This window comes from Pseudolactococcus raffinolactis NBRC 100932 (assembly GCF_001591765.1).
Taxonomy (GTDB): Bacteria; Bacillota; Bacilli; order Lactobacillales; family Streptococcaceae; genus Pseudolactococcus; species Pseudolactococcus raffinolactis.
The window spans coordinates 82,340-107,485 of the sequence record NZ_BCVN01000001.1; the positions used below are offsets into that span (position 1 = coordinate 82,340).

The 25,146-nt window shown below is 39.3% G+C and carries 22 protein-coding genes; 18 read left to right on the top strand and 4 right to left on the bottom strand.

Translation table 11 applies throughout. The features are described from left to right. The first annotated feature begins 144 nt into the window (after positions 1-144). Genes LRA01S_RS00415 through LRA01S_RS00425 form a run of 3 tightly spaced genes read left to right on the top strand, consistent with a single transcriptional unit; the run spans position 145 to position 2,349 of the window. On the top strand, positions 145-1,389 hold the full coding sequence (locus LRA01S_RS00415; protein ID WP_061773681.1) for an MFS transporter: 1,245 nt from the start codon (positions 145-147) through the stop codon (positions 1,387-1,389). After that, on the top strand, positions 1,386-1,871 hold the full coding sequence (locus tag LRA01S_RS00420; protein WP_061773682.1) for a ubiquitin-activating E1 family protein: 486 nt from the start codon (positions 1,386-1,388) through the stop codon (positions 1,869-1,871). The genes LRA01S_RS00415 and LRA01S_RS00420 overlap by 4 nt, the downstream gene beginning before the upstream one ends. Continuing rightward, positions 1,828-2,349, top strand: coding sequence for a ubiquitin-activating E1 family protein (locus LRA01S_RS00425; protein WP_061773683.1), 522 nt, complete (start codon positions 1,828-1,830; stop codon positions 2,347-2,349). Before LRA01S_RS00420 ends, LRA01S_RS00425 begins: the two co-directional genes overlap by 44 nt. A 180-nt stretch (positions 2,350-2,529) precedes the next feature. Here the strand turns inward: LRA01S_RS00425 and tyrS are convergent, their stop codons facing one another. Next, positions 2,530-3,783 carry a tyrosine--tRNA ligase gene (gene tyrS, locus LRA01S_RS00430; protein WP_061773684.1) on the bottom strand — a complete coding sequence of 418 codons (1,254 nt, stop codon included), beginning with the start codon at positions 3,781-3,783 and terminating at the stop codon, positions 2,530-2,532. 499 nt (positions 3,784-4,282) lie between these two features. Here tyrS and LRA01S_RS00435 point away from each other — a divergent pair, with 499 nt between their 5' ends. After that, a complete protein-coding gene (locus tag LRA01S_RS00435; RefSeq protein ID WP_255211708.1) occupies positions 4,283-5,008 on the top strand; it encodes a TraX family protein in 726 nt (241 codons plus the stop codon). A gap of 177 nt (positions 5,009-5,185) precedes the next feature. Continuing rightward, the gene (locus LRA01S_RS00440; RefSeq protein WP_061773685.1) at positions 5,186-7,627 is read left to right on the top strand and encodes a transglycosylase domain-containing protein; all 2,442 of its coding nucleotides are present in this window, start codon (positions 5,186-5,188) and stop codon (positions 7,625-7,627) included. Between the two features lie 352 nt (positions 7,628-7,979). On the opposite strand, the gene LRA01S_RS00445 is transcribed toward LRA01S_RS00440, so the two are convergent. Beyond that, on the bottom strand, positions 7,980-8,969 hold the full coding sequence (locus tag LRA01S_RS00445) for a helix-turn-helix domain-containing protein (RefSeq protein WP_061773686.1): 990 nt from the start codon (positions 8,967-8,969) through the stop codon (positions 7,980-7,982). Between the two features lie 242 nt (positions 8,970-9,211). On the opposite strand from LRA01S_RS00445, the gene ptcA reads away from it, so the two are divergent. From ptcA to arcC, 5 genes are all read left to right on the top strand, one after another. Then, a complete protein-coding gene (gene ptcA / locus LRA01S_RS00450) occupies positions 9,212-10,234 on the top strand; it encodes a putrescine carbamoyltransferase (RefSeq protein WP_061773687.1) in 1,023 nt (340 codons plus the stop codon). A 74-nt stretch (positions 10,235-10,308) separates the two neighbouring features. Continuing rightward, positions 10,309-11,676 carry an APC family permease gene (locus tag LRA01S_RS00455; RefSeq protein ID WP_061773688.1) on the top strand — a complete coding sequence of 456 codons (1,368 nt, stop codon included), beginning with the start codon at positions 10,309-10,311 and terminating at the stop codon, positions 11,674-11,676. 60 nt (positions 11,677-11,736) lie between these two features. Next, a complete protein-coding gene (gene aguA, locus LRA01S_RS00460) occupies positions 11,737-12,834 on the top strand; it encodes an agmatine deiminase (RefSeq protein ID WP_061773689.1) in 1,098 nt (365 codons plus the stop codon). A 50-nt stretch (positions 12,835-12,884) separates the two neighbouring features. Continuing rightward, complete coding sequence (locus LRA01S_RS00465; RefSeq protein ID WP_239519095.1) at positions 12,885-14,237, top strand: phosphatidylserine decarboxylase; 1,353 nt, start codon at positions 12,885-12,887, stop codon at positions 14,235-14,237. Between the two features lie 215 nt (positions 14,238-14,452). Then, the gene (arcC, locus tag LRA01S_RS00470) at positions 14,453-15,391 is read left to right on the top strand and encodes a carbamate kinase (protein WP_061773691.1); all 939 of its coding nucleotides are present in this window, start codon (positions 14,453-14,455) and stop codon (positions 15,389-15,391) included. 54 nt (positions 15,392-15,445) lie between these two features. Here the strand turns inward: arcC and recF are convergent, their stop codons facing one another. Further along, a complete protein-coding gene (gene recF / locus LRA01S_RS00475; protein WP_061773692.1) occupies positions 15,446-16,531 on the bottom strand; it encodes a DNA replication/repair protein RecF in 1,086 nt (361 codons plus the stop codon). A 6-nt stretch (positions 16,532-16,537) separates the two neighbouring features. Further along, a complete protein-coding gene (gene yaaA / locus LRA01S_RS00480; protein ID WP_061773693.1) occupies positions 16,538-16,936 on the bottom strand; it encodes a S4 domain-containing protein YaaA in 399 nt (132 codons plus the stop codon). A 238-nt stretch (positions 16,937-17,174) separates the two neighbouring features. Here yaaA and yfmF point away from each other — a divergent pair, with 238 nt between their 5' ends. The 8 genes from yfmF (at position 17,175) to aspS (ending at position 25,143) form a co-directional block, all read left to right on the top strand. Further along, positions 17,175-18,437 carry an EF-P 5-aminopentanol modification-associated protein YfmF gene (gene yfmF / locus LRA01S_RS00485; RefSeq protein WP_061773694.1) on the top strand — a complete coding sequence of 421 codons (1,263 nt, stop codon included), beginning with the start codon at positions 17,175-17,177 and terminating at the stop codon, positions 18,435-18,437. Next, a complete protein-coding gene (gene yfmH / locus LRA01S_RS00490) occupies positions 18,427-19,710 on the top strand; it encodes an EF-P 5-aminopentanol modification-associated protein YfmH (RefSeq protein ID WP_061773695.1) in 1,284 nt (427 codons plus the stop codon). The genes yfmF and yfmH overlap by 11 nt, the downstream gene beginning before the upstream one ends. A gap of 73 nt (positions 19,711-19,783) precedes the next feature. Further along, positions 19,784-20,653: a helix-turn-helix domain-containing protein gene (locus LRA01S_RS00495; RefSeq protein WP_061773696.1), complete on the top strand. Its 870-nt coding sequence runs from the start codon at positions 19,784-19,786 to the stop codon at positions 20,651-20,653. Positions 20,654-20,660: 7 nt separating this feature from the next. After that, positions 20,661-21,218, top strand: coding sequence for a CDP-diacylglycerol--glycerol-3-phosphate 3-phosphatidyltransferase (gene pgsA / locus LRA01S_RS00500; protein ID WP_061773697.1), 558 nt, complete (start codon positions 20,661-20,663; stop codon positions 21,216-21,218). Between the two features lie 399 nt (positions 21,219-21,617). Continuing rightward, positions 21,618-22,904 (top strand): histidine--tRNA ligase, encoded by a 1,287-nt coding sequence (hisS, locus tag LRA01S_RS00505; protein ID WP_061773698.1) that lies wholly within the window; start codon positions 21,618-21,620, stop codon positions 22,902-22,904. Then, positions 22,901-23,131, top strand: coding sequence for a hypothetical protein (locus LRA01S_RS00510; RefSeq protein ID WP_061773699.1), 231 nt, complete (start codon positions 22,901-22,903; stop codon positions 23,129-23,131). The genes hisS and LRA01S_RS00510 overlap by 4 nt, the downstream gene beginning before the upstream one ends. Positions 23,132-23,134: 3 nt before the next feature. Beyond that, entirely contained in the window at positions 23,135-23,377 is a 243-nt protein-coding gene (locus tag LRA01S_RS00515; protein ID WP_061773700.1) for a hypothetical protein, read from the top strand. A 23-nt stretch (positions 23,378-23,400) separates the two neighbouring features. After that, on the top strand, positions 23,401-25,143 hold the full coding sequence (gene aspS, locus LRA01S_RS00520; RefSeq protein WP_061773701.1) for an aspartate--tRNA ligase: 1,743 nt from the start codon (positions 23,401-23,403) through the stop codon (positions 25,141-25,143). The last annotated feature ends 3 nt before the right edge of the window (positions 25,144-25,146 follow it).

The window sequence follows — 25,146 nt, forward strand, 5'->3', positions numbered from 1 at the left end:
GAGGAAATAAATATGAAGTTTGAAGAAAAACATGTATTGGATAGCAATGGAGATATTATGATTTCTATCATTGCATAAAATTAAACGGCGATGAATATGAAGTGATTTATATTCATCGCTTTTTCAAATTACTATGGAGAATTCATGAACCTTTTTTTAAAAAATAGAGTTTTTAGGTGGCTAACAATTTCTGATTTCTTAAATAATTCGGGTGCCTCAATCTATAATATTGTTTTTATTATCTTTGCTGCAACACTACCCAATCCAAAATTTATGGTTTTTGTTGCCAATGCGATTATGCTTATCCCTATATTTTTTCAAATCTCTGTGGGGATAAAGGCTGATAAGACTGAGAAAAAAGTGAAGTGGACGATTAGTCTTGGCTTTATTCAGGCATTTTTATTTATTTTAGTCGCTTTACTTCAAAGGAATAGATCCTATCTTGCTTTTTCTGCAGTGTGTTTTATTAATATCATATCTGATATATTTAGTAATTTTGAGCGTGGTTTGAAGATGCCTATCATTCAAAAAAATGTTTCAGAAGATGGGATGATGTCGGCATTTTCTTTTAAGCAATTTATTACTTATATCAGTTCTTTACTTGGTCAAATTTTGGGGGTTTGGCTACTGACTGCTAGTTATCAAAATTTTTCACTTGTTGCTATTGTAAATGCTATAACTTTTTTATTGTCAGTTTTTGCATTGATTGTCATACGAAAAGAGATGTCTTTTGAATTTATCTCTGCTGTTAGTAAGGATAATAAAAGTTCTCTTATTTCAAAAATGAAAGCAATTTTATCAAACACGAAGCAAATATTTGGTAAAGAAGGGACAACTGGTTTTGCTAGGATATTAAGTTGTATTATTCTGATTAATGTATTAGGTAGTGCCATTTTGCCAATTTTTAATATTTTTTTATTGGATAAGCCAATTTTCAATCTTCAATTTGGTACTTCTGTTTTAATCTTGCAAAGTTCTTATATTTTAGGTGTGATTATCAGTAGTCTATTGCCAAATGATGTTTTTTCAAAATTCTCACTCACTACATTAATTTCGCTTGTATCGACTATTTTAATATTTTTTTCAATGATAAATATCTTACAGTTTCCGCCTTTAATGAGTACAATATTTATCGCTTTTATCGGGTATGTGATAGGTAAAATTAATCCTAAATTGTCATCACAATTATTGAACGCTTTAGCGCCTGAAGTATTGGCGCAAACTGGTGCTTTTCTTGATACCCTGTTCATGTTATCAATTCCAGTTGGGACAGTTATATTTACAAGTCTTACCTTGTGGCATGTAAAAATTTCATGGTGTATTTTCTTTATGTTCTCTCTAGTGGCACTTACCTTAATATTAACAACTAATCAAAGGAGTAAAAAATGAAACAATTTAGATTGAAATCAGAATTGATTTGGATGAAAAAAGAATCAGGAATCGAGATATATCATGGTAATAATTGTTTAAATACATCAATTAATACTGATGATAATGAAGCCTTTTTTTCATTTTTGCAGTTTATTAGCACACCAAAAACTAGTGAAGAAATAAATGACTACACATTAATATCACAAACGCAAAAAGATGATATTCTTCTGTTTTTAGAAAACAAAGGTTATGGATACTGGATTTCTGGAACAGTGGAGCCATTAACAAGAACTGAAATGTTTGTTAATACTTTTCCGCAAAAATTCTATCAAGACTATGAAATAAAAGTTTCGGAACAAAGAATTATTATTATCGGTTTAGGTACAGCTGGCAGTTACTTGGTTGAAGTTCTGGGTAAGTTGAAATTCAATCATTTTGTTTTAATTGACGGTGACTGTGTTAAAAAAAAATTTAGAGGCACAAAATTATTTAGTAAATGAGATAGGAAAATATAAAGTTGATGCATTAAATGATAGGTATGGCGAAAAATTTCAGATAATGCCCCACACAAAATTTATAGCTAACTACAAAGAATTAAATAGCTTAGTTGATGGGCTTACGGACACAGATATCCTCATAAATGCCTCTGATGATCATGAATTAATGTTAAGTCTAACTCAAGCCAAAGTTGATAATAAAATTAATGGACCTATTCTTGTGTGCGGTTATGGTGTTTTAGCTCAAACGGCATATTTGATTAAAAATCATCAGACGGCTATAAAGTTTATTGATAGGATTAAATCGCTGATTATTAATAAGAAAGATGGGATTATTGCAAACAGTGGCTCAGTTTTAAACTCATTTTTAGGTACATATATGGTTTCAAAACTGATACTTGACTATATGTTAGAAAAAGAGACTGTTTTAGCATATGGAAATTTTGAAACAAATGAAATTCGTTTTGATTGCACATTATAAAATGTTAGTTCTTCAGTATGTATCAAAAAGAGTTTCTGGACATTTGTGCTGATGTAATAATCCTAATTAATTTCAAAGTTTAAAAATCTAAAAAGCCGCAAGAGCTCCCGTTTAAATGAGCTTTTGTGGCTTTTTGTCTTTACTTTATTATTTATATTTAATGGCGATAGGTTATACCAATTAGTAATTCACAATCGTATATTTTTTCTTACCACGGCGAATTACGGTTAATTCATTTTCAAGTTTATCCGTATCGCTCAAGAAATAGTCAAGGTCAGTTTGGCGTTCACCGTTAAGGTAAATAGCACCGTTTGTGATATCTTCACGCGCTTGACGACGACTAGGTGAAATTTTAGCATTGACAAGTAAGTTAACTAAGTTCCCATCGAAATCACTGGCAACCGTATAGCTCGGTACATCTTTCAAGCCAGCTTTGATATCTTTGACTGACAAGGTTTTGATATGACCTGCGAAAAGTTGTTCTGAGATATTGACTGCTTGTTGGTAGGCAGCTTCACCATGAACCAGTGTCACGACTTCTTTAGCTAATGTTTTTTGAGCCAAGCGTTCGTGTGGTGCTGCTTCAAAAGCCTTGGCAATTTCGTCAATTTCATCAAGAGACAAGAAAGTAAAGATTTTCAAGAATTTAACGCCGTCCGCATCAGCGATATTGAGCCAGAATTGGTAGAACTCGTAGGGTGATGTTTTATCGGCATCAAGCCAGACAGCGTTACCTTCAGACTTGCCGAATTTTTTACCAGTTGAATCAGTGATTAACGGTACTGTAATGACATGGGTTTCGTTTCCTGACTTTTTACGAATTAAATCAGTCCCAGCTACCATGTTCCCCCATTGGTCAGAACCACCGATTTGGAGGTTGACGCCGTGGTTTTCATTGAGTTGGTAGAAATCATAGCCTTGGAGAATTTGGTAGGCAAATTCGGTATAAGAAATCCCAGTTTCGATCCGTTTTTTGACAGATTCCTTGCTCATCATGTAGTTGATAGTGTAGTATTTACCGACATCGCGCAAGAATTCGAGAACGTTCATATTAGCAAACCAGTCGTAGTTATTGACCACGACTGCAGCGTTATCACCTTCAAAACTTAGGAAACGTGATAGCTGTTGTTTGATCGATTCAGACCATTGTGCCACTGTATCCGTGGTTTGGAGTGAACGCTCGGTATCCTTAAACGACGGATCACCAATCATCCCTGTCGCCCCCCCAACAAGCGCCACAGGATGGTGGCCAGCAAGTTGCAAGCGACGCATATTCAAGATAGGTACCAAATGACCCAAATGCAGAGAGTCCGCAGTCGGGTCATAACCCGTATAAAAGTTGACAGAAGTTTCTGTCAAGGCTTTGATTAGAGCCGCTTCATCCGTTGTTTGAAAAATCAAACCACGTGCTTTGAGTTCTTCGAAGATATTCATGTTCAATCATCCTTACTTTAGAGCTTATCCATGCTCGCTGCTGGCACATGGTAGCAGATAACGCTTTATCCGAGTTATTTTATCAACAAATTGTGACATAGCCAAAGAGGATAAAGCATTAAAAGTATCATGTTGAAAGCAGAGCAGACATTTCGCCCTATTTCGCTAAATTTTTATAAATTAAATCTATTATATCAAAAAAATCAAGATATTTTAAGGCGTGAATCTATATTTTTACACCTGTTTGTCAGATAGCGTTGATGATATGACATTACGCCGTAACAGCTAGTCAATTTGACGATTAAATATTGTCTAGTGAATATCTGAAATACCTTACACTGAGCTTACGAAAGTGTAAGACAAAACTGCCAGAATCTAGTGTATAATTTCAATATCGTCAAGTCGTACAACCTTGTTTTGTTGTCTTGAAATTATATAAGTAGGAGAAAATAACATGTCTATTATCAAAAAAGGTTTAACATAATTTGATTTAAAACTTATCGGAATTATTTTAATGGTTTTTGACCATATCCACCAAATGTTTTATTTCGAAGGCGTTCCATTATGGTTTACAATGCTAGGGAGATTAGTTGCGCCGATTTTCTTATTTCTAAGTGCGGAAGGCTTTTACTACACACGCAATCGTAAAAAGTATATGCTGAACCTATTGATTGGTTTTTGGATTTGTCAGATTTTATTTATGGCTGTCCCAGCTATCCTGCCAAATTCTAAGGTGGAGCTGATTAATACCATCTTTGGTACTTTGTTTTTGGGTCTTTGTGCCATGTGGGTGTATGATGGCTTTTTCGGGAAAGTCAAGTACATCGGTAAAGCGGTTTTAGGGCTGCTGTTTCTTATTGTAACACCTTTCGTGACCATGTTTGTGATGGCTAGTCAAGATATGCCACTTATCATCAAACAAATCTTTATATTTTTTATCCCAATTGTGCTTACTGTTGAAGGTGGTCCAATCTTTATCTTGCTTGCGTTGATGTTTCATATTTTTAGAAATAAAAAAATTGGCACTTATCTTACGCTTGTACTTGTCAGTCTCTTTATTTTCATTTCAAGTCCACAGAACGATCAATGGATGATGGTCTTTTCACTCCTGCCGATCTATTTATACAATGGCGAAGAAGGTAGAAAAGAAAAATGGTTGTTTTATATTTTCTATCCGCTTCACATTATCGTGTTGTATCTCTTATCCACTTTGATTTTCTTATAATCAGTCTAGCAGTGATATAGACTTTCAGAGGTTAACCAATCGTGTTGGCTTCTTGTTTGCAAGTTGATAGGCATGTGCAGATTATTGGTAGATACAAAAAAGAAAAAGCCATATATCTAAAGGCTTGTAGGCTATATAGTAGTAGGTAAAAGAAAAAAGTTATGATATAATAAGCCTATGAGTAAAGAATTTTCCGATCAAGAACGTGAAGCCATACAAGATCGCATCCAAGCGAAGAAGGTAAAGCGTAATGAAAAAAATAAGTATAAGAAAAATAAAAAAAGTCCTTCAGATGGTAAAACAATTCTGCAAACGATTTTTATCGTTGCCAGAGGTCTATCTGTTGTTTTTGTAACGATTTTGAGTCTTGGGATTATTTTTGGTGCTGCGACAGGAACAGGTTATTTCGTAAGTCTAATTTCTGATGTCAAAGTACCATCAAGCAAAGAATTGACTGACAAAATTAATACAATTCATGAAGCATCTGTCATGAATTACAGTAATGGACAGCCAATTTCTGATATTTCGAGTGATTTGAACAGATCAAAGGTTTCAGCTGATCAGATTGCGCAAACAGTCAAAGATGCTTTGATCGCAACAGAGGACGAGAATTTTAAACATCACAAAGGTGTCGTTCCTAAAGCCTTCTTCAGAGCGATCTTGGGAGAATCAATGGGTGGAGCATCTTCAGGCGGTTCAACGCTTACTCAGCAGCTGATCAAGCAACAAGTCCTTGGTGACTCACCGACCTTTAAGCGAAAAGCGACCGAAATGGTTTATGCCTTGGAACTTGAAAAACATGCTACCAAAGATGAAATTTTAACAGATTATCTAAATGTTTCACCCTTTGGTCGTAATAATAAAGGTCAAAATATTGCTGGTGTTGAAGCCGCAGCCCAAGGTATTTTTGGCAAATCTGCTAAGGATTTGACCATTCCAGAAGCAGCCTTTATCGCAGGCTTACCTCAGAGTCCGATTGTCTACACGCCTTATGGTGCAGATGGTAATCTTAAATCTAAGGAAAACATGCAGTATGGCTTGTCGAGACAAAAAGATGTCCTTTTTAATCTCTACCGCAATGGTTATATTTCTAAAAAAGAATATGATGCCTATGTCGCCTATGATATTTCGACAGAGTTTATCGCCCCTGCTACCCCAGAAACAACGACCCATGGCTATCTTTATCATGTTGTCTATAATGAAGCCTTTGAAAAAGTTTATGACTATTTGATCAAAACTGATAAGGTTTCAGAAGCTGATCAAGGCAACGATGTAATCAAAGAAACCTACCAAAAAATGGCAGAGCAAAAACTGCAGCAAGGCGGTTTCACAATTACAGCAACCATTGACCAGGGGATTTATCAAGCCATGCAGTCGGCAGTTGCAAATTATGGATACCTCTTGCAAGATGGGACAGGTGAAAATCAGACTGGTAATGTTCTAATGGACAATAAAACAGGTGCTGTTCTTGGTTTTGTTGGTGGTCTGGATTATAATAGCAACCAAAACAACCATGCTTTTGATACGCACCGTAGCCCAGGATCATCGATAAAACCAATTATAGCTTATGGTCCAGCGATTGATATGGGGTTGATGGGAAGTGCAAGTCGTCTTTCTAATTACCCAACCAAATTCTCTGGTGGCGAGCCAATCATGCATGACACATCTGCTGGGACGCAGGAGATGATGACTTTGCAGGATGCGTTAGACACGTCGTGGAATATTCCGGCCTACTGGACCTACCAAACCATCCTTAAAAACGGCCAGAGTGTCAAGCCTTACATGAGTAAGATGGGTTACAAGGTTGATAATTATCAGATTGAATCCCTACCTTTAGGTGGTGGGATTGATCCATCTGTTGTGCAACATACCAATGGCTATCAAGCTTTGCTGAACGGCGGTCAATACGAGCAGTATTATGTTGTTGACAGTATCAAAGATAGTAACGGCAAAGAAATTTATAAACATCAAAGTCAACCTGTGCAAGTTTTCTCAAAAGCAACTTCATCAATCATGGCAGAGCTTTTAAAGGGACCGATTAAGTCACAGAAAACAACAACTTTTTATGGTCAATTGTCTAACCTCAATCCAACCCTTGCAGGTGCTGATTGGGTTGGTAAAACCGGGACATCTAATGACTTTGTCGACGTTTGGCTCATGGTAGGCACACCAACCGTGACCCTTAGTTCTTGGGTCGGTCATGATAACAATACGCCAATGGCTGCGATGACAGGTTATAACAATAACTCACAATATCTCGCTCAAATGGCTAATAGTATATACCAAGCCAATCCAGGTGTCTTTGGTGTTGAGCAACGTTTCTCACTCGATCCGTCCGTGACGAAATCAACCGTTTTAGTCTCAACGGGTGAAAAACCAGGAGCATTTACAGGTGGTAGTTATACTAATTTTACATTGTCGGGACCAACGACGACCTCTTACTGGGCCAAACCAGAGGGGGCACCAACTACGCAATATAAATTTGCAATTGGTGGTAGCGATAGTGATTATGCCAATACTTGGACAAAAATATTAGGTAATAATTCTGGTAACAATTCTGGTAATAATTCTAGTAATAATAACGATGATGCTGATAAGAAAAAACAATCAGGTAACTGAAAAATAGAATAACAGTAAAAAGAGACTGGAACAAAAGTCCACAATCACTGAAAGAGAAAAGCAAGCTAGGTAATGAAATCAAGACTGCCAGTATGCCTTTCTCTTTTTTCGTACAGTTTCACAGAAATCGTACGAGTTTATCAAAATATCAACGATTTTTAAACCGATTTCGTATTGTTTCTTACAACTTGATGATGCTGTTTTACAATGTATCAAAAAAACTATATAAAAATAGACTATGACCAATTTCAATTAATATTGAAGATGATTCATAGTCTATTTTTGAAGACTTTTGTTACAGTCTTTTTTTATTGTCATTTGACTTTTAAAGATTTAGTGAAATGATTTGGATTTATGATGTGATATGATATTCAGAATATAATTTTTGGACATCTTGTCGTCTAGTAACATCAAGTTTTATAAAAATATTGTGGATATGACTTTTGACAGTCCCCATTGATATAAAGAGTTCGTTACTAATCTCTAGATTGCTTTTATTTTCTAAAAGAAGCATCAAAACTTCTATTTCACGCGAGGTCATGTTGTAGGTATAACCAAATTCTTGTTTTTGGGAGATTGACGTATTTTCGACTGCACATTCTTCTTTTACCAACGTCCCAACGAAGGTTGGTTTAATCAAGTCCTTAGCAAGATATATGATAGCAATACCAGCATAAATGAAGGCTAGTATATCTTCACTGATACTACGATTTGTCATATGCACCTGATCTAATGCGTAACTATCATGGAAAAATATGACAATGGTATCTTCAAGAGTAATGACGACTGTCATTATAATCGTGATAATCAGCAATTTTTTAAATAAATTGAGTTGACTGATTTGAATATCAATATGAGGTCTAGGCTTAGCCTGATCTTCTTGTTCAATGTTTTTTAAAACATACAAGCCATAAGTAGCAAGCGCAAACCTTACAATTTCTGAGGTGAAGTAGAAAATCCAAACTTTAAACGCATGATTGGGTAACATAGGTACAAATAAAAGGACAGTTGTTTGCACGATAATCAAGAGGTATTGCCACGTTTGAATTTTAGCTTGTAAGGCAGCGTCTAAAATAAGGACTAAAAAGATGGAATGTGCTACAAGGAGAATTGTTTTAGGCGAGGGAGTTGTCATGAAAATTTGATCAAATCCATCTGAAAACCAAGGAATTTGTTCTGTCAAGTAGATTAAAATATTGTTGATAATTAAAAAAACAAATAAAAAGGCAATCGTTAGAAAAAATGGTCGTTTTTGTTGTAGATAGGTGATGATGCCAAGAGTGGTAACAACAGTAAAGAGGATAAAAAGTCCGATATTATAAATGATAAGTAGGATATCCATGGTAACTCCTCTCGATTACTATTCCCTAATCTAATTAAAGTATAACAAAAGAGCGCTTACATGACAAGTTTGAAAGCGCTGTCAATAAAGGGGTTTAGACAATTTCAACCCAAAAGGTATAGAAAAGTTTAGATAAAAACAAGTCTAAAAGTTGAGCAAAAGATGATAGTAAACTCCACGAATTAAGCTTAAACTTAGCTTGTAAAACAAAAGATTAAAATTAAAAAATGGAGGAAACGCACATGTCAAAGAAAGATTTTATCACGACTGAAGATTTCACTAAAGCAGAATTATGGGAGATCTTACAGCTATCACTTGCGATTAAAAAAAGTATCAAAGCTGGATTTTATCCACCATTACTTAAGAATAAATCGCTTGGTATGATTTTTCAACAATCGTCAACTCGCACACGTATCTCATTTGAAACAGCAATGACACAACTTGGTGGACATGCCCAGTATTTGGCCCCAGGTCAAATTCAACTCGGTGGGCATGAAACATTAGAAGATACAGCGAAAGTTGTTTCAAGACTGCTTGATATCGTCATGGCACGTGTTGACCGTCATGATGATGTAGCTGATTTGGCAAAATATGCAACGATTCCTGTCATTAACGGGATGTCTGATTACAATCATCCGACGCAAGAAATGGGTGATGTTTGTACCATGTTAGAGCATTTACCAGAAGGTAAGAAACTGGAAGACTGTAAAGTTGTTTTTGTCGGTGATGCCACACAGGTTTGTTTTTCACTAGCACTTATTACAACAAAATTAGGTATGCGTTTTGCCCAATTTGGCCCTAAAGGTTATCAATTAAACGCAGATCGTCAAGCTAAGTTAGACGAGATTTGTCAAGTTTCTGGTGGCTCTTATCTCATTACAGAAGATGAAACTGAAGGTTTAGCTGATGCAGATTTTGTCTATACAGATGTTTGGTATGGTCTATATGACGCAGAATTGTCAGAAGAAGAACGTATGAGCATCTTCTATCCGAAATATCAAGTCTCTGATCGCATGGTTAAGAAAGCCAATCCTTGGGCAAAATTCATGCACTGTTTACCTGCTAGTCGTGGTGAAGAAGTTTTGGATGAAGTCATTGATTCAGATTATTCAATTGTCTTTGATGAAGCAGAAAACAGATTATCATCTATTCGAGGGTTGCTCGTTTATTTCTATCACAAACATGCTGCCAAAACAATTGTAAGCGAACAAGAAAAAGCGACTGCTAAAGCTGATTTGGAAAAATTCTTAGGTTTAGCACTCTAAATGACAGGTAGTTGAGTATCCGCTGAATCAAATGAATCAACGCGCATCTCAACACCTTACTGGAGGAAACAGATATGAGTGATTTAAAACCAAAAAAGAAATTTAAATTATTTTCCGCCATACTCACAGTGATCTGTGTGGTATTTGTCGCTGAAGCAGCAGCACCTGTAGCAGCTATTGGCAACTCGCAATACTTCTGGTGGATTTTCCTAATGATTACCTTTCTACTACCTTATGGCTTAATTGCTTCAGAATTAGGGACGACTTACGAAGGCGAGGGGGGGATCTATGATTGGGTAACCAAAGCCTTTGGTCATCGGATGGGAACCCGTACAGCCTGGTATTACTGGATAAACTTTCCTTTGTGGATGGCTTCACTTGCCGTTATTTGTCCTGAGCTTATCCGCATCGTGACGGGGCAAACGCCTAATACTTTCGTTTCTATTTTGATAGAACTCATCTTTATCTGGGTGATTGTCTTCATTAGCTTCTACTCTGTTAGTGATAGTATATGGATCCTTAATGGTGCAGCTTTTATCAAAGTTTTTCTAGCCCTACTTGTTGGCTGTCTGGGAATTTACGTAGCGGTGACACATGGTGTCGCTAATGAATACACAGCGGCTTCCCTGTTACCTAGCTTTGATATGAAGTCTCTATCCTTTATCTCGGTAATCCTGTTCAACTTCTTAGGTTTTGAAGTCGTGTGTACATTCGCACCAGATATGGAGAATCCTAAAAAACAAATTCCACTCGCGATTGTTACAGGTGGCCTTGTGATTGCAGCGATTTATATCTTCTCAGCATTTGGGATAGGCGTTGCTATTCCAACTTCTGAGATTAGTACAAGTAGTGGCTTGATTGATAGTATCCAACTCATGCTAGGTAAATCTGGAGGTCCTTTAGTTGCAATCGTGGCTTTCCTATTCTTGTTAACCTTGTTTGGTAATATGGTCTCATGGTCTCTAGGGGTTAATAACACAGCTTGCTATGCAGCCGAAAATGGCGATATGCCATCTGTTTTTGCTAAGAGAAGTGCAAAGACAGACATGCCAATTGGCGCAGCAATTATGAATGGGGTTGTAGCATCAGCTATCGTCATCATTGCACCACTCTTACCAAATGAAGATTTATTTTGGAGTTTCTTCGCCTTGAATTTGGTTATGTTCTTGTTGTCTTACATTCCAATTTTCCCAGCATTTTTGAAACTTCGGAAAATCGATCCTGATACAGAAAGACCCTTCAAAGTTGGAGGTGGCAAAGCTTTCCACTATCTCTTAGTCACCTTGCCAATCCTATTAATCGTTACATCACTCATCTTTATCGCGGTACCGTTTGATTTTAGCTCAGAAACCTTGAGTGAAGTCTTACCCATTACGATTGGATCGATCGTTTGTATCATTGTAGGTGAATTAATCATTATCTTTAAAAAAATTAAAAAGTAAACGAACTAAAAAAATTTCGCAAATCTATGTAGATGCTCTAAAGTAAAGGAGAATAATATCATGGCTAAAAGAATAGTCGGAACAACACCCAAAGCAGACGGTTTTAGAATGCCAGCAGAGTTTGAGGCTCAAGAACAAGTTTGGATGATTTGGCCAGAACGGCCTGATAATTGGCGTGACGGTGCTAAACCTGCACAAAAATCATTTGCTAATGTGGCGAAAGCCATCAGTCGCTTCACCAAAATGAATGTTTTAGTCTCACAAGCCCAGTATGCGAACTGTCGTGAGCAATTACCAGATGATATTCGTGTCATCGAAATGTCAAGCAATGATGCCTGGGTGCGTGATTGTGGCCCAACTTTCATCATTAATGATAAGGGTGAGATTCGTGCCAATGACTGGGACTTCAATGCCTGGGGTGGCCTAGTTGATGGACTATACTTCCCATGGGATCAAGATGAATTGATTGCTAGAAAAGTAACTGAAATTGAAGGCATTGACACCTATAAAACAAAAGGATTTGTCCTTGAAGGTGGGTCATTCCACGTTGATGGTCAGGGAACAGTCATGACAACAGAGATGTGCCTTTTGAGTGAGGGCAGAAATCCACATATGAGCAAGACTGAAATTGAACAAATGCTCTGTGACCATCTCAATTGTGAAAAAGTACTCTGGATAAAAGATGGTATTGATCCCGATGAAACCAACGGTCACGTGGATGATGTGGCATGTTTTGTTGCACCAGGTGAAGTGGCTTGTATCTACACAGATGATACCAACAGTCCATTCTATGCTGAAGCTCAAGCTGCTTATAAGACTTTGACTGAGTTGACAGATGCCAAGGGACGTGCGCTCAAAGTTCACAAACTCTGCTGCCCTAAAAATGCTATCACAATCAAGGGTTACTTTGCTATTGACACGGTAGAAGGTACTCTCCCACGGGAAGATGGTGATATTTGTATTACCTCATACATGAACTTCCTCATCACAAATGGAGGTGTCATCGTGCCACAATATGGCGATGAGAATGATGCTCTAGCATTGACTCAAGTGCAAGAAATGTTTCCTGATAAGGAAATTGTTGGTGTTGATACGCTCGAAATTGTCTACGGTGGTGGGAATATCCATTGTGTGACGCAACAACAGCCTAAAAAGTAATGCAGACTATTCTGCATTAGAAATAAGGTGAAAACGTTAGGAGAAGCAACATGTCTATAATGAAGAAATTAAAAATCATTGTTGTCACATTCGCCGTCATCTTTTCTGTAAGTGCTTGTGGCACAACGAATAAAGAAAATGCTGCTAAAACGGATCAATCAAGTGTTTCTAAAGAGAAATCTAAAAGTACTTCCTACCATCAACCGGATACAGACGCTTTGATTGCTATCGTTGAAAAAGATCCAGAACTTAAAACAATGCTAAATGATGCCATTGCTCAAGGCAAAAAGATCAACCCTAATAAAGATAAAAACCCTGCACAAACCTTAGATGAATTCTATAGTTTTATCGACTGGGCAACCCTGGCTTTACCTTGGAACATCAATTATAACGATGATAAACAACCGAGTTTATTTAGAAGTATTGACCAAAGTTTGAATTACTTCTATTTTCTAGCTGATATTGAATTACCTCAGCTAGAAAATAAGGGCTATTATAGAGCTTGTTTAGAATATTATCCACCCTATTCTGAATGGATGGTTAAATTCACCAAAAATTGGGGTGCTTATTTAAGCAAACCAGCTTCTTGGAATGATCAATATCTTCAAAGAGCTAAGAATGATGAGAATTTCGGCTTACAAAATGATTGGTATGAAGACCCGTCAAATTGGCATTCATTCAATGATTTCTTTGCCAGAAAATTAAAAGACCCAAGTGTGAGACCTATTTCCAATCCAGATGATGACTCGATTTTGACAGCACCAGCCGATAGTGAAGCGCAAGGGCTATGGCAAATCAATGACAAGTCAGAAATTATGAATAGCGGCGATCAAGTTGATTCCGAAAATGGCGACAAGATGGTTGTTAAATCTAAAGGCTACAATTCTATTCCTCAAATCTTGCATGAAAGTAAATATGCCAACACATTTGCAAATGGCATCGTTACCCATACCTTCTTAAATGTTCAGGATTATCACCGTTATCACTTCCCAATTTCAGGAAAGATATTGGAGATGAAAACAGTGATGGAGCAAGATGCCATTGGCGGTTTAACCTACTGGGATTCAAAAATCCAACGTTATATGCTTTCAAGTACCAACCCTAACTGGGAGTCTATCGAGACGAGACAATATATAATCATTGACAATCCAACTTTCGGTAAAATTGCCTTGGTTCCTGTCGGTATGTCACAAATTAGTTCAGTCAACTTTGAAAAGAATCTAAAAGTTGGTGATACCGTTAAAAAAGGAGATCCACTTGGTTACTTCTTATTCGGTGGCAGCGACTATATGATGATCTTCGAAAAAGGTGTCAAGCTAGATATTACAATTCCAAAAACTGATGGTGAATATTATGACCATGTTTTGATGGGAGAAAAATACGGTAAACTCACCAAAGAATAGCGGAGCTTCACAACAGTTGTTACAAGGCTAAAGTATTTGGTCTTGAGAGACTGGTCAATCAAAAATAAAAAGGGGCAGAACAAGCTAAAAACGACAAGTTTTGCGCTTGTTCTGCTTGCTTTTTATCTCAGTTTGAAGCATGGAAATGACTTTGAGCGGCTGTAAACCGCAAATGCCCCGCTTGATCTAGGCGTCAGAGCAGAAAGGAAAGAACAATGAAAAGAATCGTCATCGCCCTTGGCGGTAATGCCCTCGGCAATAATCCCAGAGAACAGCTTGATCATGTCAATCAAGCAGCACCCGCAATGGTTAACTTGATTAAACTCGGTTATGAAATCATCATCAGCCACGGCAATGGTCCGCAGGTTGGCATGTTAGAAAAAGCCATCAACATGTCAGCCAATATGGACAGCTCAATCCCACACGTTCAATTACCTGAGTGTACGGCCATGAGTCAAGGGTACATTGGCTATCATTTGCAAAACGCCATTCTAAGGGAATTGAGAAAACAAGGCATGCCATGGAATGTTGCGACAGTCGTCACTCAAGTTGAGGTTGCAGCTGATGATCCAGCCTTTCAAAATCCAACCAAACCAATTGGCAGCTTCTACACCAAAGAAGATGTAGAAAATATGGTTCAAGAAAATCCATCTCTGGTTTATCGAGAAGATGCAGGTCGTGGCTATCGCCAGATGGTCGCCTCTCCAAAACCGATTGATATTGTAGAAAGTAAATCCATTCTCAATCTCTTAGACAATGAATTTATCGTGATTGCCTGTGGCGTCGGCGGAATTCCAGTTGTCAAAAGTGGTGATGGAGATTACGATGGGGCGCTTGCAGTCATTGATAAAGATATTTCATCTGCTAAGCTAGCCGAATTGGTTGAGGCTGATTACTTCTTTATCCTGACAGCGGTTGATCGCGTTGCCATCCATTTTGGTCAACCAGACCAGCTTGATCTGGATACCTTAACGGTCGAACAGGCTAAAGCTTACGCAGCGCAAGGTGAATTTGCTCCAGGTAGTATGTTACCTAAAATTGAGGCGGCTGTCGAGGTTGCTTCATCTAAAGCAGGCCGAAAAGCAGTCATTGCTTCGCTGGAAAATGCAGCCTTGGTCTTTAGCGGTGAAAGTGGTACGATCATCACGCTATAAGTCAAAAAAAACTCAAATTTCAGTCCTGAAATTTGAGTTTTTTTGATAAGTTGTTTATGACTGCGTGTCTCGCTCTTTTATCTGACCATGATCAACCTCAAACACCGTCATTTTATCTGGTAAATGTTGCAGGTGATCAAGCGTCGTCGTTGTGATAAAAGTCTGTGTTTTACCGATCACCAAGGACAATAAATCGAGCTGTCTTTGATTATCAAGCTCACTCATGACATCGTCCAAGAGTAAAACCGGATACTCACCTGTTTCCTGATAAATCAGCTCAATTTCAGCTAATTTGACAGACAGCGCAGTGGTGCGTTGCTGACCTTGGGAGCCAAAATTTGAGACATTAATGTCGTTAATCAAAAATTGTAAATCATCCCGATGAGGTCCCACAGAAGTCTGGGCACGAAATTGGTCTTTCTGACGTGTCTGTTTGAGTTCAGTCGCAAAGTCAGTTTTGACATTTTGGGCGTAAACGATGCTCAATTTTTCTTGACCATGACTGAGGTGATCATGTAAATCAGCCGAAATCTCAGTGAGACTGGTGATAAATTGCCTGCGATGGGCCATGACCTTCTCGCCATATTCGACCAACTGGTCATCTAAAACGTCCAGAAAATTAGGATCAATTTTTGACGCATCGAACTTGAGATAGCTGTTGCGTTCTTTGAGTGTTTTATTATAGCGCATCAAATCATATAGGTAAACAGGCCGAATCTGACCGATTTCCATATCAATAAAACGCCTCCGAACACTAGGCGCGCCTTTGATAATCGCCAAATCCTCAGGTGCGAACATGATGACATTAAGATGTCCGATATAATCAGCCAGTCGATTTTCCTTGAGATGATTGACTTTGGCAATCCGCCCTTTGGGTGTTAGAGTAATCTCAAGGGGAACAGTCGTATTTTTTTTGATGATTGTACCGGAGACTGACATCTCTTTTTGCTCCCAAGCAATCAATTCCCGATCAGCATGCGTCCGATGACTGCGGGTCAAGGCCAGAAAATAAATGCTTTCAGCAATATTGGTCTTGCCTTGCGCATTTTGTCCGACAAAGATATTTAAGTTGGGATGAAAGGTGAGATTGAGATGATTATAATTTCGAAAGTTGGTGAGTTGTAACTCGGAAATGATCATAAGAGTTTATTTAGAACCAGGAAATTTAGGTTTGCTGGTTTTACGTTTAAAGTACTGTTCTTTATTATTGGCAGCTGATTTTTGACGTGTTTCAGTTTTCTTGTTGGCGGCATTGATTTTTTTGACAATGGCTTTGACACGTGCCTCTTCATCAAGTTCAGCCTGATGCTCAGCAATTTCTTCTGCTGTTGCTGCGACAATATTAATTTTTAGCCCGAAACCTGGGAATTCCAAGACATCGCCATCAAAAAGTTTTTTACCGCGTCTATTTTCAAATTCACCATTGTACAAGACGTCGTTAGTTGCTAAGAAATGTTTGGCTGCGCCACCAGTTTCAATAATCGCTGCTTCTTTGAGCAACTTTCCTAGGGTGATAAATTCATCGTATATCGTATAAGTATTCATACCTCATTTTAACATAATTTCAGAACTTATAGGCGCGCATTGAAAATCTTTCGCTAAATGACACGATGTTAGCATACATTGCGCAAGTTTAACTTAATAGAAAATGCCATAGACTCCGTAAAAACTTGCGGTTGTAGTGGTTGATGGACTTGAAATTTTATCAAAATCTTCTGCTTGATTTGATGAGGGATGCTCTAAATTTTGGTATAATGGAAAAGTACATAAATAAAGGATAAACATGAAAATAAAAAATGGCGTAAATTTACATATTATTAAAGAAACAAAGTTTAAGACGATACAGTTTTTAGTGCGTTTTAGAACAAAGATGTCGCGACAAAGTGTTGCCAAGCGTGTGATCATTTCTAATCTCTGGGAGACGTCGAATGCAGTCTTAACGACCAACCAACAATTTCAACGGAAGTTGTCAGAGATGTATGGCGCCAGTTTTGCGACAGGTGTGTCTAAAAAAGGTGATAATCATTTTTTGAATATCGGCATGAGTGTCGTTAACCCTAAGTATGTTGAGAGCGATACAGTGACAGAGGCGGTTGAGCTTTTGCATCAGGCTTTGTTTATGCCCTTGATAGATGAGATTGGGTTTGATGAGGATACTTTTGCGCGTGAGAAGAAAAATCTCTTGCACTACTTAGCTTCAACGCGTGAGGATAAATCCTACGTGGCGTCAACACGTTTGTCAGAGCTCTTTTTTGAAGATAAAAATCTGTCAACACCAAGTATTTCAACCGTTGAGCTGATGGAGCATGAGACACGTCAGAGTGTTTTTGAGTATTATAAAAAAATGTTACTGACAGATACGATTGATATTTGGATTTTGGGGGACTTAACAGCTACTCAGGAAGCCAGTATCAGGACTTACTTTTCAGAAATGCCTTTCACTGATCGGGAACCCTTGACTACTGTTTTTTATGAACAAGCGACCTCGAATGTCGTGCGTGAAAAGACAGAAAAAGAAGCGGTTAATCAGTCGATTTTACAGTTGGCTTATAGCCATCCGGTTAAATATGGCGATGCGGATTATCTGACTATGCAAGTCTTAAATGGTCTTTTAGGTGGCTTTTCACATTCCAAACTGTTCACAAATGTGCGGGAAAAAGAAAGCCTAGCCTATTATGCTAATTCACGTTTTGATACCTTCACAGGCTTTTTAAAAATTGCAGCAGGTATTGACGCAGGGCAACGCAGCAAGGCTTTGACCATTATTCGGGCGCAGGTTCGGGCATTGGCGCAAGGCGATATCTCAGAAAATGAACTCCGTCAGACCAAGGATATGCTGAGAAATGCTTATTTCTTATCATTGGATTCACCGTCAAATTTGATCGAGCAGGCTTATATTAAACAACTTTTACCAGATCGTCAGCTCTCTCAAGCAGAATGGTTGCAGAGATTAGACGCCGTAACCAAATCAGACGTGGTTAGAATTGCTAAAACATTGAATTTACAAGCCTTGTATTTTATGGAGGGAGAAAGCCTTGGAGATTAAAAAATATCCACAAGTCGGCGAGACACTCTATAAAGAAGTGTTAGATAATGGCTTGCTCGTCTATTATTTGCCAAAGCCTGAGTTTAACAAGACTTATGGTCTATTTACGACAAATTTTGGCAGTTTAGATACGCGCTTTGTGCCGCGTGGTGGCTCAGATATGCAGACCTTTCCAGAGGGCATTGCCCATTTTTTAGAGCATAAATTATTTGAGAAAAAAGATGGCGATGCCATGAATTTTTTCGGTGCCTTAGGTGCTAATTCTAACGCTTTTACGAGTTTTACGCGGACATCATATCTCTTTTCAACCATGGAAAATGTTGAGCCTAATGTTGAATTACTGCTAGATTTTGTTCAGGAGCCATATTTCACACAAGCCTCTGTCGAAAAAGAGCAAGGCATCATCACACAGGAAATTCAGATGTACCAAGATGATGCAGATTTTCGATTGTTTTTTGGTCTCCTGCAAAATCTTTATCCAGAGTCACCTTTAGCTGCTGATATTGCAGGGACACCTAAAAGTATCAGACGCATTTCAGCAGAAGATTTATATGAAAATTATCGGACCTTCTATCATCCAGGTAATATGACCCTCTTTTTGACGGGGCCATTTGAGGTATCAGAGATGTCTGATTTAGTCGCGAAAAATCAAGCTGAGAAACGGTTTGAGCCGATTGTACCGATTCAGCGTGCGCCATTTGTAGCTGCCGCACCGATTCCGACGAATAATCTGGCTTTTGATGTCACTATCCCGAAACTTGCCCTTGGTTTTCGGGGCTATGATCGTTTGCCGTCAGATCCTTTGCTCAGGTTTGAGTATAAGTTGGCCATCCAACTCATGTTGACCATGATTTTAGGTAATACTAGCAGTCGTTATGAAAGCTTATATAACCAAGGATTGATTGACGATTCTTTTGGTTTTGATTTTGAAGTGGCACCGCAATATCATTTTGCCAGCATGACGTCTGACACGATTTATCCCATAAAACTCGCTAAAATTTTGCGTGATACGCTAAAAAGTTATAAAATAGAAAGTGATTTCAATTTAGACCATTTGATGATCATCAAAAAAGAGATGCTAGGCGATTATTATAAGTCTTTAAATTCCTTAGAATTTATTGCCAACCAATTTTCATCTAATCTTTTTGAAGGTGTGACTTTCTTCGATTTCCCAATGATTTTATCAAGTCTGACACTGGAAAAAATCGAAAAGCATGCGGACCGATTTATTAAAGAGATGGTTTCAACTGAATTTATCATGAACCCGAAGTGAAAAAGTAAAGACAAAAGTGATGCTGACACCCATCAGGCAAGCATCAGCTTAAAATGACCAGAAAGGAGTTCTCGTGGCAAAAAAAACAGTAGGACAAGTTTTACGTGATCAACGCGCGAAGCTTGATATGACACTCAACGAAGCGGAAGATTTAACACAGATTCAAAAAATGTATATCGTCGCCTTGGAGCATGATGATTATGATGCCTTGCCAGGGGACTTTTATGTCAAGGCCTATCTCAAACAGTATGCAGAGCGTCTGGATCTTGATTATGACCAATTGGTCACGGCTTATGAAAGAAATGAGCCCATCGACGTACATGAAACACCGGATTTAACGGAAAATTATCGATTTGTCAAGCCATCTGAGCGTCTTGAAGCCGACGAAGATGAACTGGGCAATAAAAAATGGCGCTATTATTTGCCCATCGTTTTGCTAGGGACTGTTGCAGCTTTGATCATTATCAGCATTTCAGCTGCGGTCATCCTTAACAAACCTAAAAGCAGCGGTATTTCGGACCATCTCTATAGCCTGTCGACTAGCTCAAAAAGTAAGTCATCTGTAAGTAGTACCGAACCGAGCACCTCATCTTCTTCCTCGGAATCAAAAGCACCAGAGGCACCTAAACCTGAAATTACAGTGACTGGCAATGGTCAAGCGCTTTCAGCAACGGTGAAAAATGTCGCAAGTCCAGTGAAAGTTAGCCTCAGCACAGTAGCAGGCACAGAAGTTTGGATTGGGATGACCAACTCAGATTTGCCAGGCGGTCAAATCACCCTGACCGAAGCGGCACCAACAACTGCAACCTTGACTGGTAATCAGACAGTCTTAACCCTAGGGAAAACAACGGGCTTGACTGTAAAAATCGGTGATACGCCCATCAATTTATCGAGTATTGCAGCACCCGGTAGTCCAGCAACCTTGACGATAACCGTAGAATAGAGAATTCATGAAACTTACTAAAGAAAACTTACCTAATAATTTAACCATTGCCCGCATCTTTGCGATTCCGCTTTTTATCCTGATTTTAGCATTGGGCGGACACTCTCATGTCTGGCAAGTGATCGCTGCGATCTTATTTGCAGTGGCTTCAGCGACAGACTGGTTGGACGGTTATTTAGCGCGCAAATGGAACATCGTCTCAAATTTCGGTAAATTTGCAGACCCCTTGGCAGATAAAATGTTAGTGATGTCAGCATTCATCATGTTAGTGCCCTTAAAATTAGCACCAGCTTGGGTGATTGCCATCATCATCTGTCGGGAATTAGCCGTTACAGGCTTGCGTCTACTCTTGGTTGAACAAGGTGGCGTCGTTATGGCAGCAGCCCTACCAGGCAAGATTAAAACCTTCACACAGATGTTATCCATCATCTTCTTGTTACTGGGTTGGAACTTACTTGGCGTGATTTTCTTATACATCTGCCTGGCCGCAACCATCTACTCAGGTTATGATTACTTTGCCCAAAATATGTCAGTCTTTAAAGATGCTGACCAATCACAACAATAAAATCTTGCAAAACAGCAAGGACTAATATATAATTAAGATAAGCAATCAGAGAGCGGAGGTAGCTGAAAATCCGCAGATAATAGACAGTGACGATTTAAAAATAAAAGTTAGCGACTTTATAGCTACAGAGCTAGGAATGCCTAGAAACCCAAGGTGGTACCACGATATTGTCGTCCTTGAGCGTATATACTCACTTAACCCAATAAAGCAAATATTTTCGGCTATTTTCCGCCACTTCATCGTTGATAAGTCTTGATGTACACCTGTACGTCATCACCTCATCGCCTTGAATTGACAGAAAATATCTCAAAAATTTTGTTTTCTTTCTTGAGTTAATTGAGTATGTGTCTACGCTCAAGGGCGTTTTCTTATAGGAATTGAGAGAGGTAAATAGCAAATATGAAATTACAAAGACCTAAAGGCACGGTTGATATCCTGCCTGGCGAGAGTGAAAAATGGCAATTTGTCGAAGCAACTATGCGTCGCGTTTTTGCGACTTATCGTTTTAGTGAAATTCGTACGCCACTTTTTGAGCACTACGAGGTAATCTCGCGTTCCGTTGGGGACACGACAGATATCGTGACTAAGGAAATGTACGATTTTTACGATAAGGGTGACCGCCATGTGACCTTGCGTCCTGAAGGGACAGCGCCAGTTGTCCGCTCTTATGTCGAAAACAAAAAATTTGCGCCAGAAGTTCAAAAACCATTTAAAGTTTATTATACAGGTTCTATGTTCCGTTATGAACGACCACAAGCTGGTCGTCTACGTGAATTTCACCAGATTGGTGTTGAAAATTTTGGCTCAAAAAATCCTGCAACGGATGTTGAGACCATCGCGATGGCTAAAGCCTTTTTCGACCAAGTCGGTGTCAAAAATATCAAGCTTGTTATCAATTCATTGGGGGATAGCGAGACACGTGAGCATTACCGTGAGGCCTTGATCGGCTACTTGGAACAGCATTTAGACAGTCTATCTGATGATTCTAAGCGTCGCTTGCACGAAAATCCCTTGCGTGTTTTAGATTCCAAGGATAAACAGGATATCGCCATCGTCAAAGACGCGCCTTCAATCTTGGATTTCTTGACTGACGCTAGTCAGCAGCACTTGACCGACGTCAAGGCTATGTTGGAGAGCCTCAATATCGTCTACACCGTCGACCAAAACATGGTGCGTGGTCTGGATTACTACAATGACACAATTTTCGAGTTCATGACAGAAATCAAGGGCAAGGAGCTGACGATTTGTGGTGGCGGTCGCTATGATTCGCTGGTCAGCTATTTTGGTGGCCCTGAAACGCCTGGTTTCGGTTTTGGTATCGGTGTGGACCGGCTTTTGCTTGTCTTAGAAGAGCAAGGCGCGTCACTACCAGCTGCACAGCCGCTCGATGTTTACGTGGTTGTTTTAGGTGCAAGCGCCAATGTTGCAGCCCTCAAGTTAGTACAGTCGCTACGCGATCAAGGCTATGCCGTGGAACGTGATGTCTTAAATCGCAAGATTAAGCAACAATTCAAGTCGGCAGAAGAATTTGGGGCCAAGGTGATTATCACCCTTGGGGAATCAGAAGTTGAGACCGGCGAGATCGTCGTTAAAAATAATGCGACACGTGCAGAAGTCAAGACGACCTTGTCTGAAATTCAAAGCCAGTTTGACACCGTCTTTACTGAAGTGGCGGCTGACGCATGACAGATAAACTCAAGATATTGATGGGGTTGTCGGCTTTATCAATGGCTGTTAGTTTATATGAGATTGTGACACAGTCTCACCAGTTTAATCGTACTTTTCTGATCATTTACTGCGCTTTGATTGTGATTTTTAATCGAGATAAGGCGATTACACGAGATAAAATCGCACGGGTTGTTGTGATTATCACGCTTGTGCTTTTACTCGTGACATCATTTCTCGCGAGGTAAGGCATGACAGAAAAGAAAGTCCACTTGTTCATCAGGACGATCGCAGTTTTGATTATCATGATCGGTGCGCTCAAACTGCTACAAGGCGATTATAATGGTCTCAATCTATTGCTCTTTGTCGCTCTCTATGTGGTGGCAGTCAAGAAAATCAACGCTTTTCTCAAAGAAAGTCGCTTGACGACTGTCTTAGTCTTTCTAGCGGTTGGGTTGCAGGTTGTGATGTTGGTGTTATCAAAAGTAATTTAGTAAGACAAAAAAAGGAAGTAAAAATGAAATGTACAAGATATGCGGGCGCCGTCCGCTCAGAACATATTGGTCAAACAATCACGCTTAAAGGCTGGGTGGCACGCCGTCGTGACCTTGGTGGCTTGATTTTTATTGACCTGCGCGACCGTGAAGGGATCATGCAGTTGGTAGTCAACCCTGAATTGGCCTCAAAAGAAGTCTTGGCAACAGCAGAAAGTTTGCGTAGTGAATTTGTTATTGAAGTGACAGGTACAGTCCTTGCCAGAGCGCAAGCCAATGATAAATTAGCAACTGGACAAGTCGAGCTTGAAGTCACTGACTTGACTGTTTTAAATGTTGCGAAGACAACACCGTTTGAAATAAAAGATGACCTTGAAGCCAGTGACGACACACGTATGCGTTATCGTTACTTGGACTTGCGTCGTCCAGAAATGTTGTCAAACTTTAAATTGCGTCACAACGTGACCAAGGCTATCCGTCACTATTTGGATGATTTGGACTTTATTGATGTTGAAACACCGATTTTGACCAAGTCAACACCGGAAGGGGCGCGTGATTATTTGGTCCCAAGTCGGATTTCGGAAGGGTATTTTTATGCCTTGCCTCAGTCACCGCAAATCACCAAACAGCTCTTAATGAACGCTGGCTTTGACCGATATTATCAAATCGTCAAGTGTTTCCGCGATGAAGACTTGAGGGGGGATCGCCAGCCTGAATTTACACAGGTCGATTTGGAAACATCTTTCCTTGATGAGCAGGAGATTCAAGACCTGACAGAAGGCCTGATCGCAAAAGTCATGAAAGAGACGAAAAATATCGACGTGACCTTGCCTTTCCCACGCATGACTTATGATGACGCCATGAATCAATATGGTTCTGATAAACCAGACACCCGTTTTGAGATGCTGTTGACAGACGTCTCAACCATTGTTAAAAAGGCAGATTTCAAGGTTTTCTCAGAAGCACCAGTCGTTAAGGCCATTGTTGCCAAAAATGCGGCGGATGCTTACTCGCGTAAAGACATTGACAAACTGACGGACTACGCCAAACAATTTGGTGCTAAGGGGCTTGCTTGGGTTAAGTTTGTGGGCCATGAATTTTCAGGTCCGATCGCTAAATTTCTGCCAGAAATCGCCGATGAATTGGCAGATACACTTGCTTTGACGGATAAAGATTTGGTTCTCTTTGTGGCAGATGAGTTGGATGTGGCAAATGCGACACTCGGTGCCCTTCGTAGCCGAATCGCCAAAGAACAAGACTTGATTGACCAAAATCAATTTAACTTCCTCTGGGTGATCGACTGGCCAATGTTTGAGTGGAGTGAAGAAGGAGGCCGCTACACAAGTGCCCACCATCCTTTTACTTTGCCGACAACAGAAAGCGCGCATGAACTTGAGGGTGATTTATCCAAGGTTCGTGCGGTCGCTTATGATATCGTGCTCAACGGTTATGAGTTAGGTGGCGGTAGCTTGCGGATTAACCATAAAGATTTACAAGAGCGCATGCTCAAAGCCCTTGGTTTCACAGCAGAAGCTGCCAATGACCAGTTTGGTTTCTTACTCGAAGCCATGGATTATGGTTTCCCACCACATGGTGGTTTAGCCCTTGGTCTTGACCGATTCGTTATGCTCCTAGCTGGTAAAGACAATATTCGTGAAGTCATTGCTTTTCCGAAAAATAATAAAGCAACGGATCCGATGACGCAAGCCCCTAGCCTGGTTTCTGACCAACAATTAACAGAACTCAATTTAAAAATCGGAAAATAATAC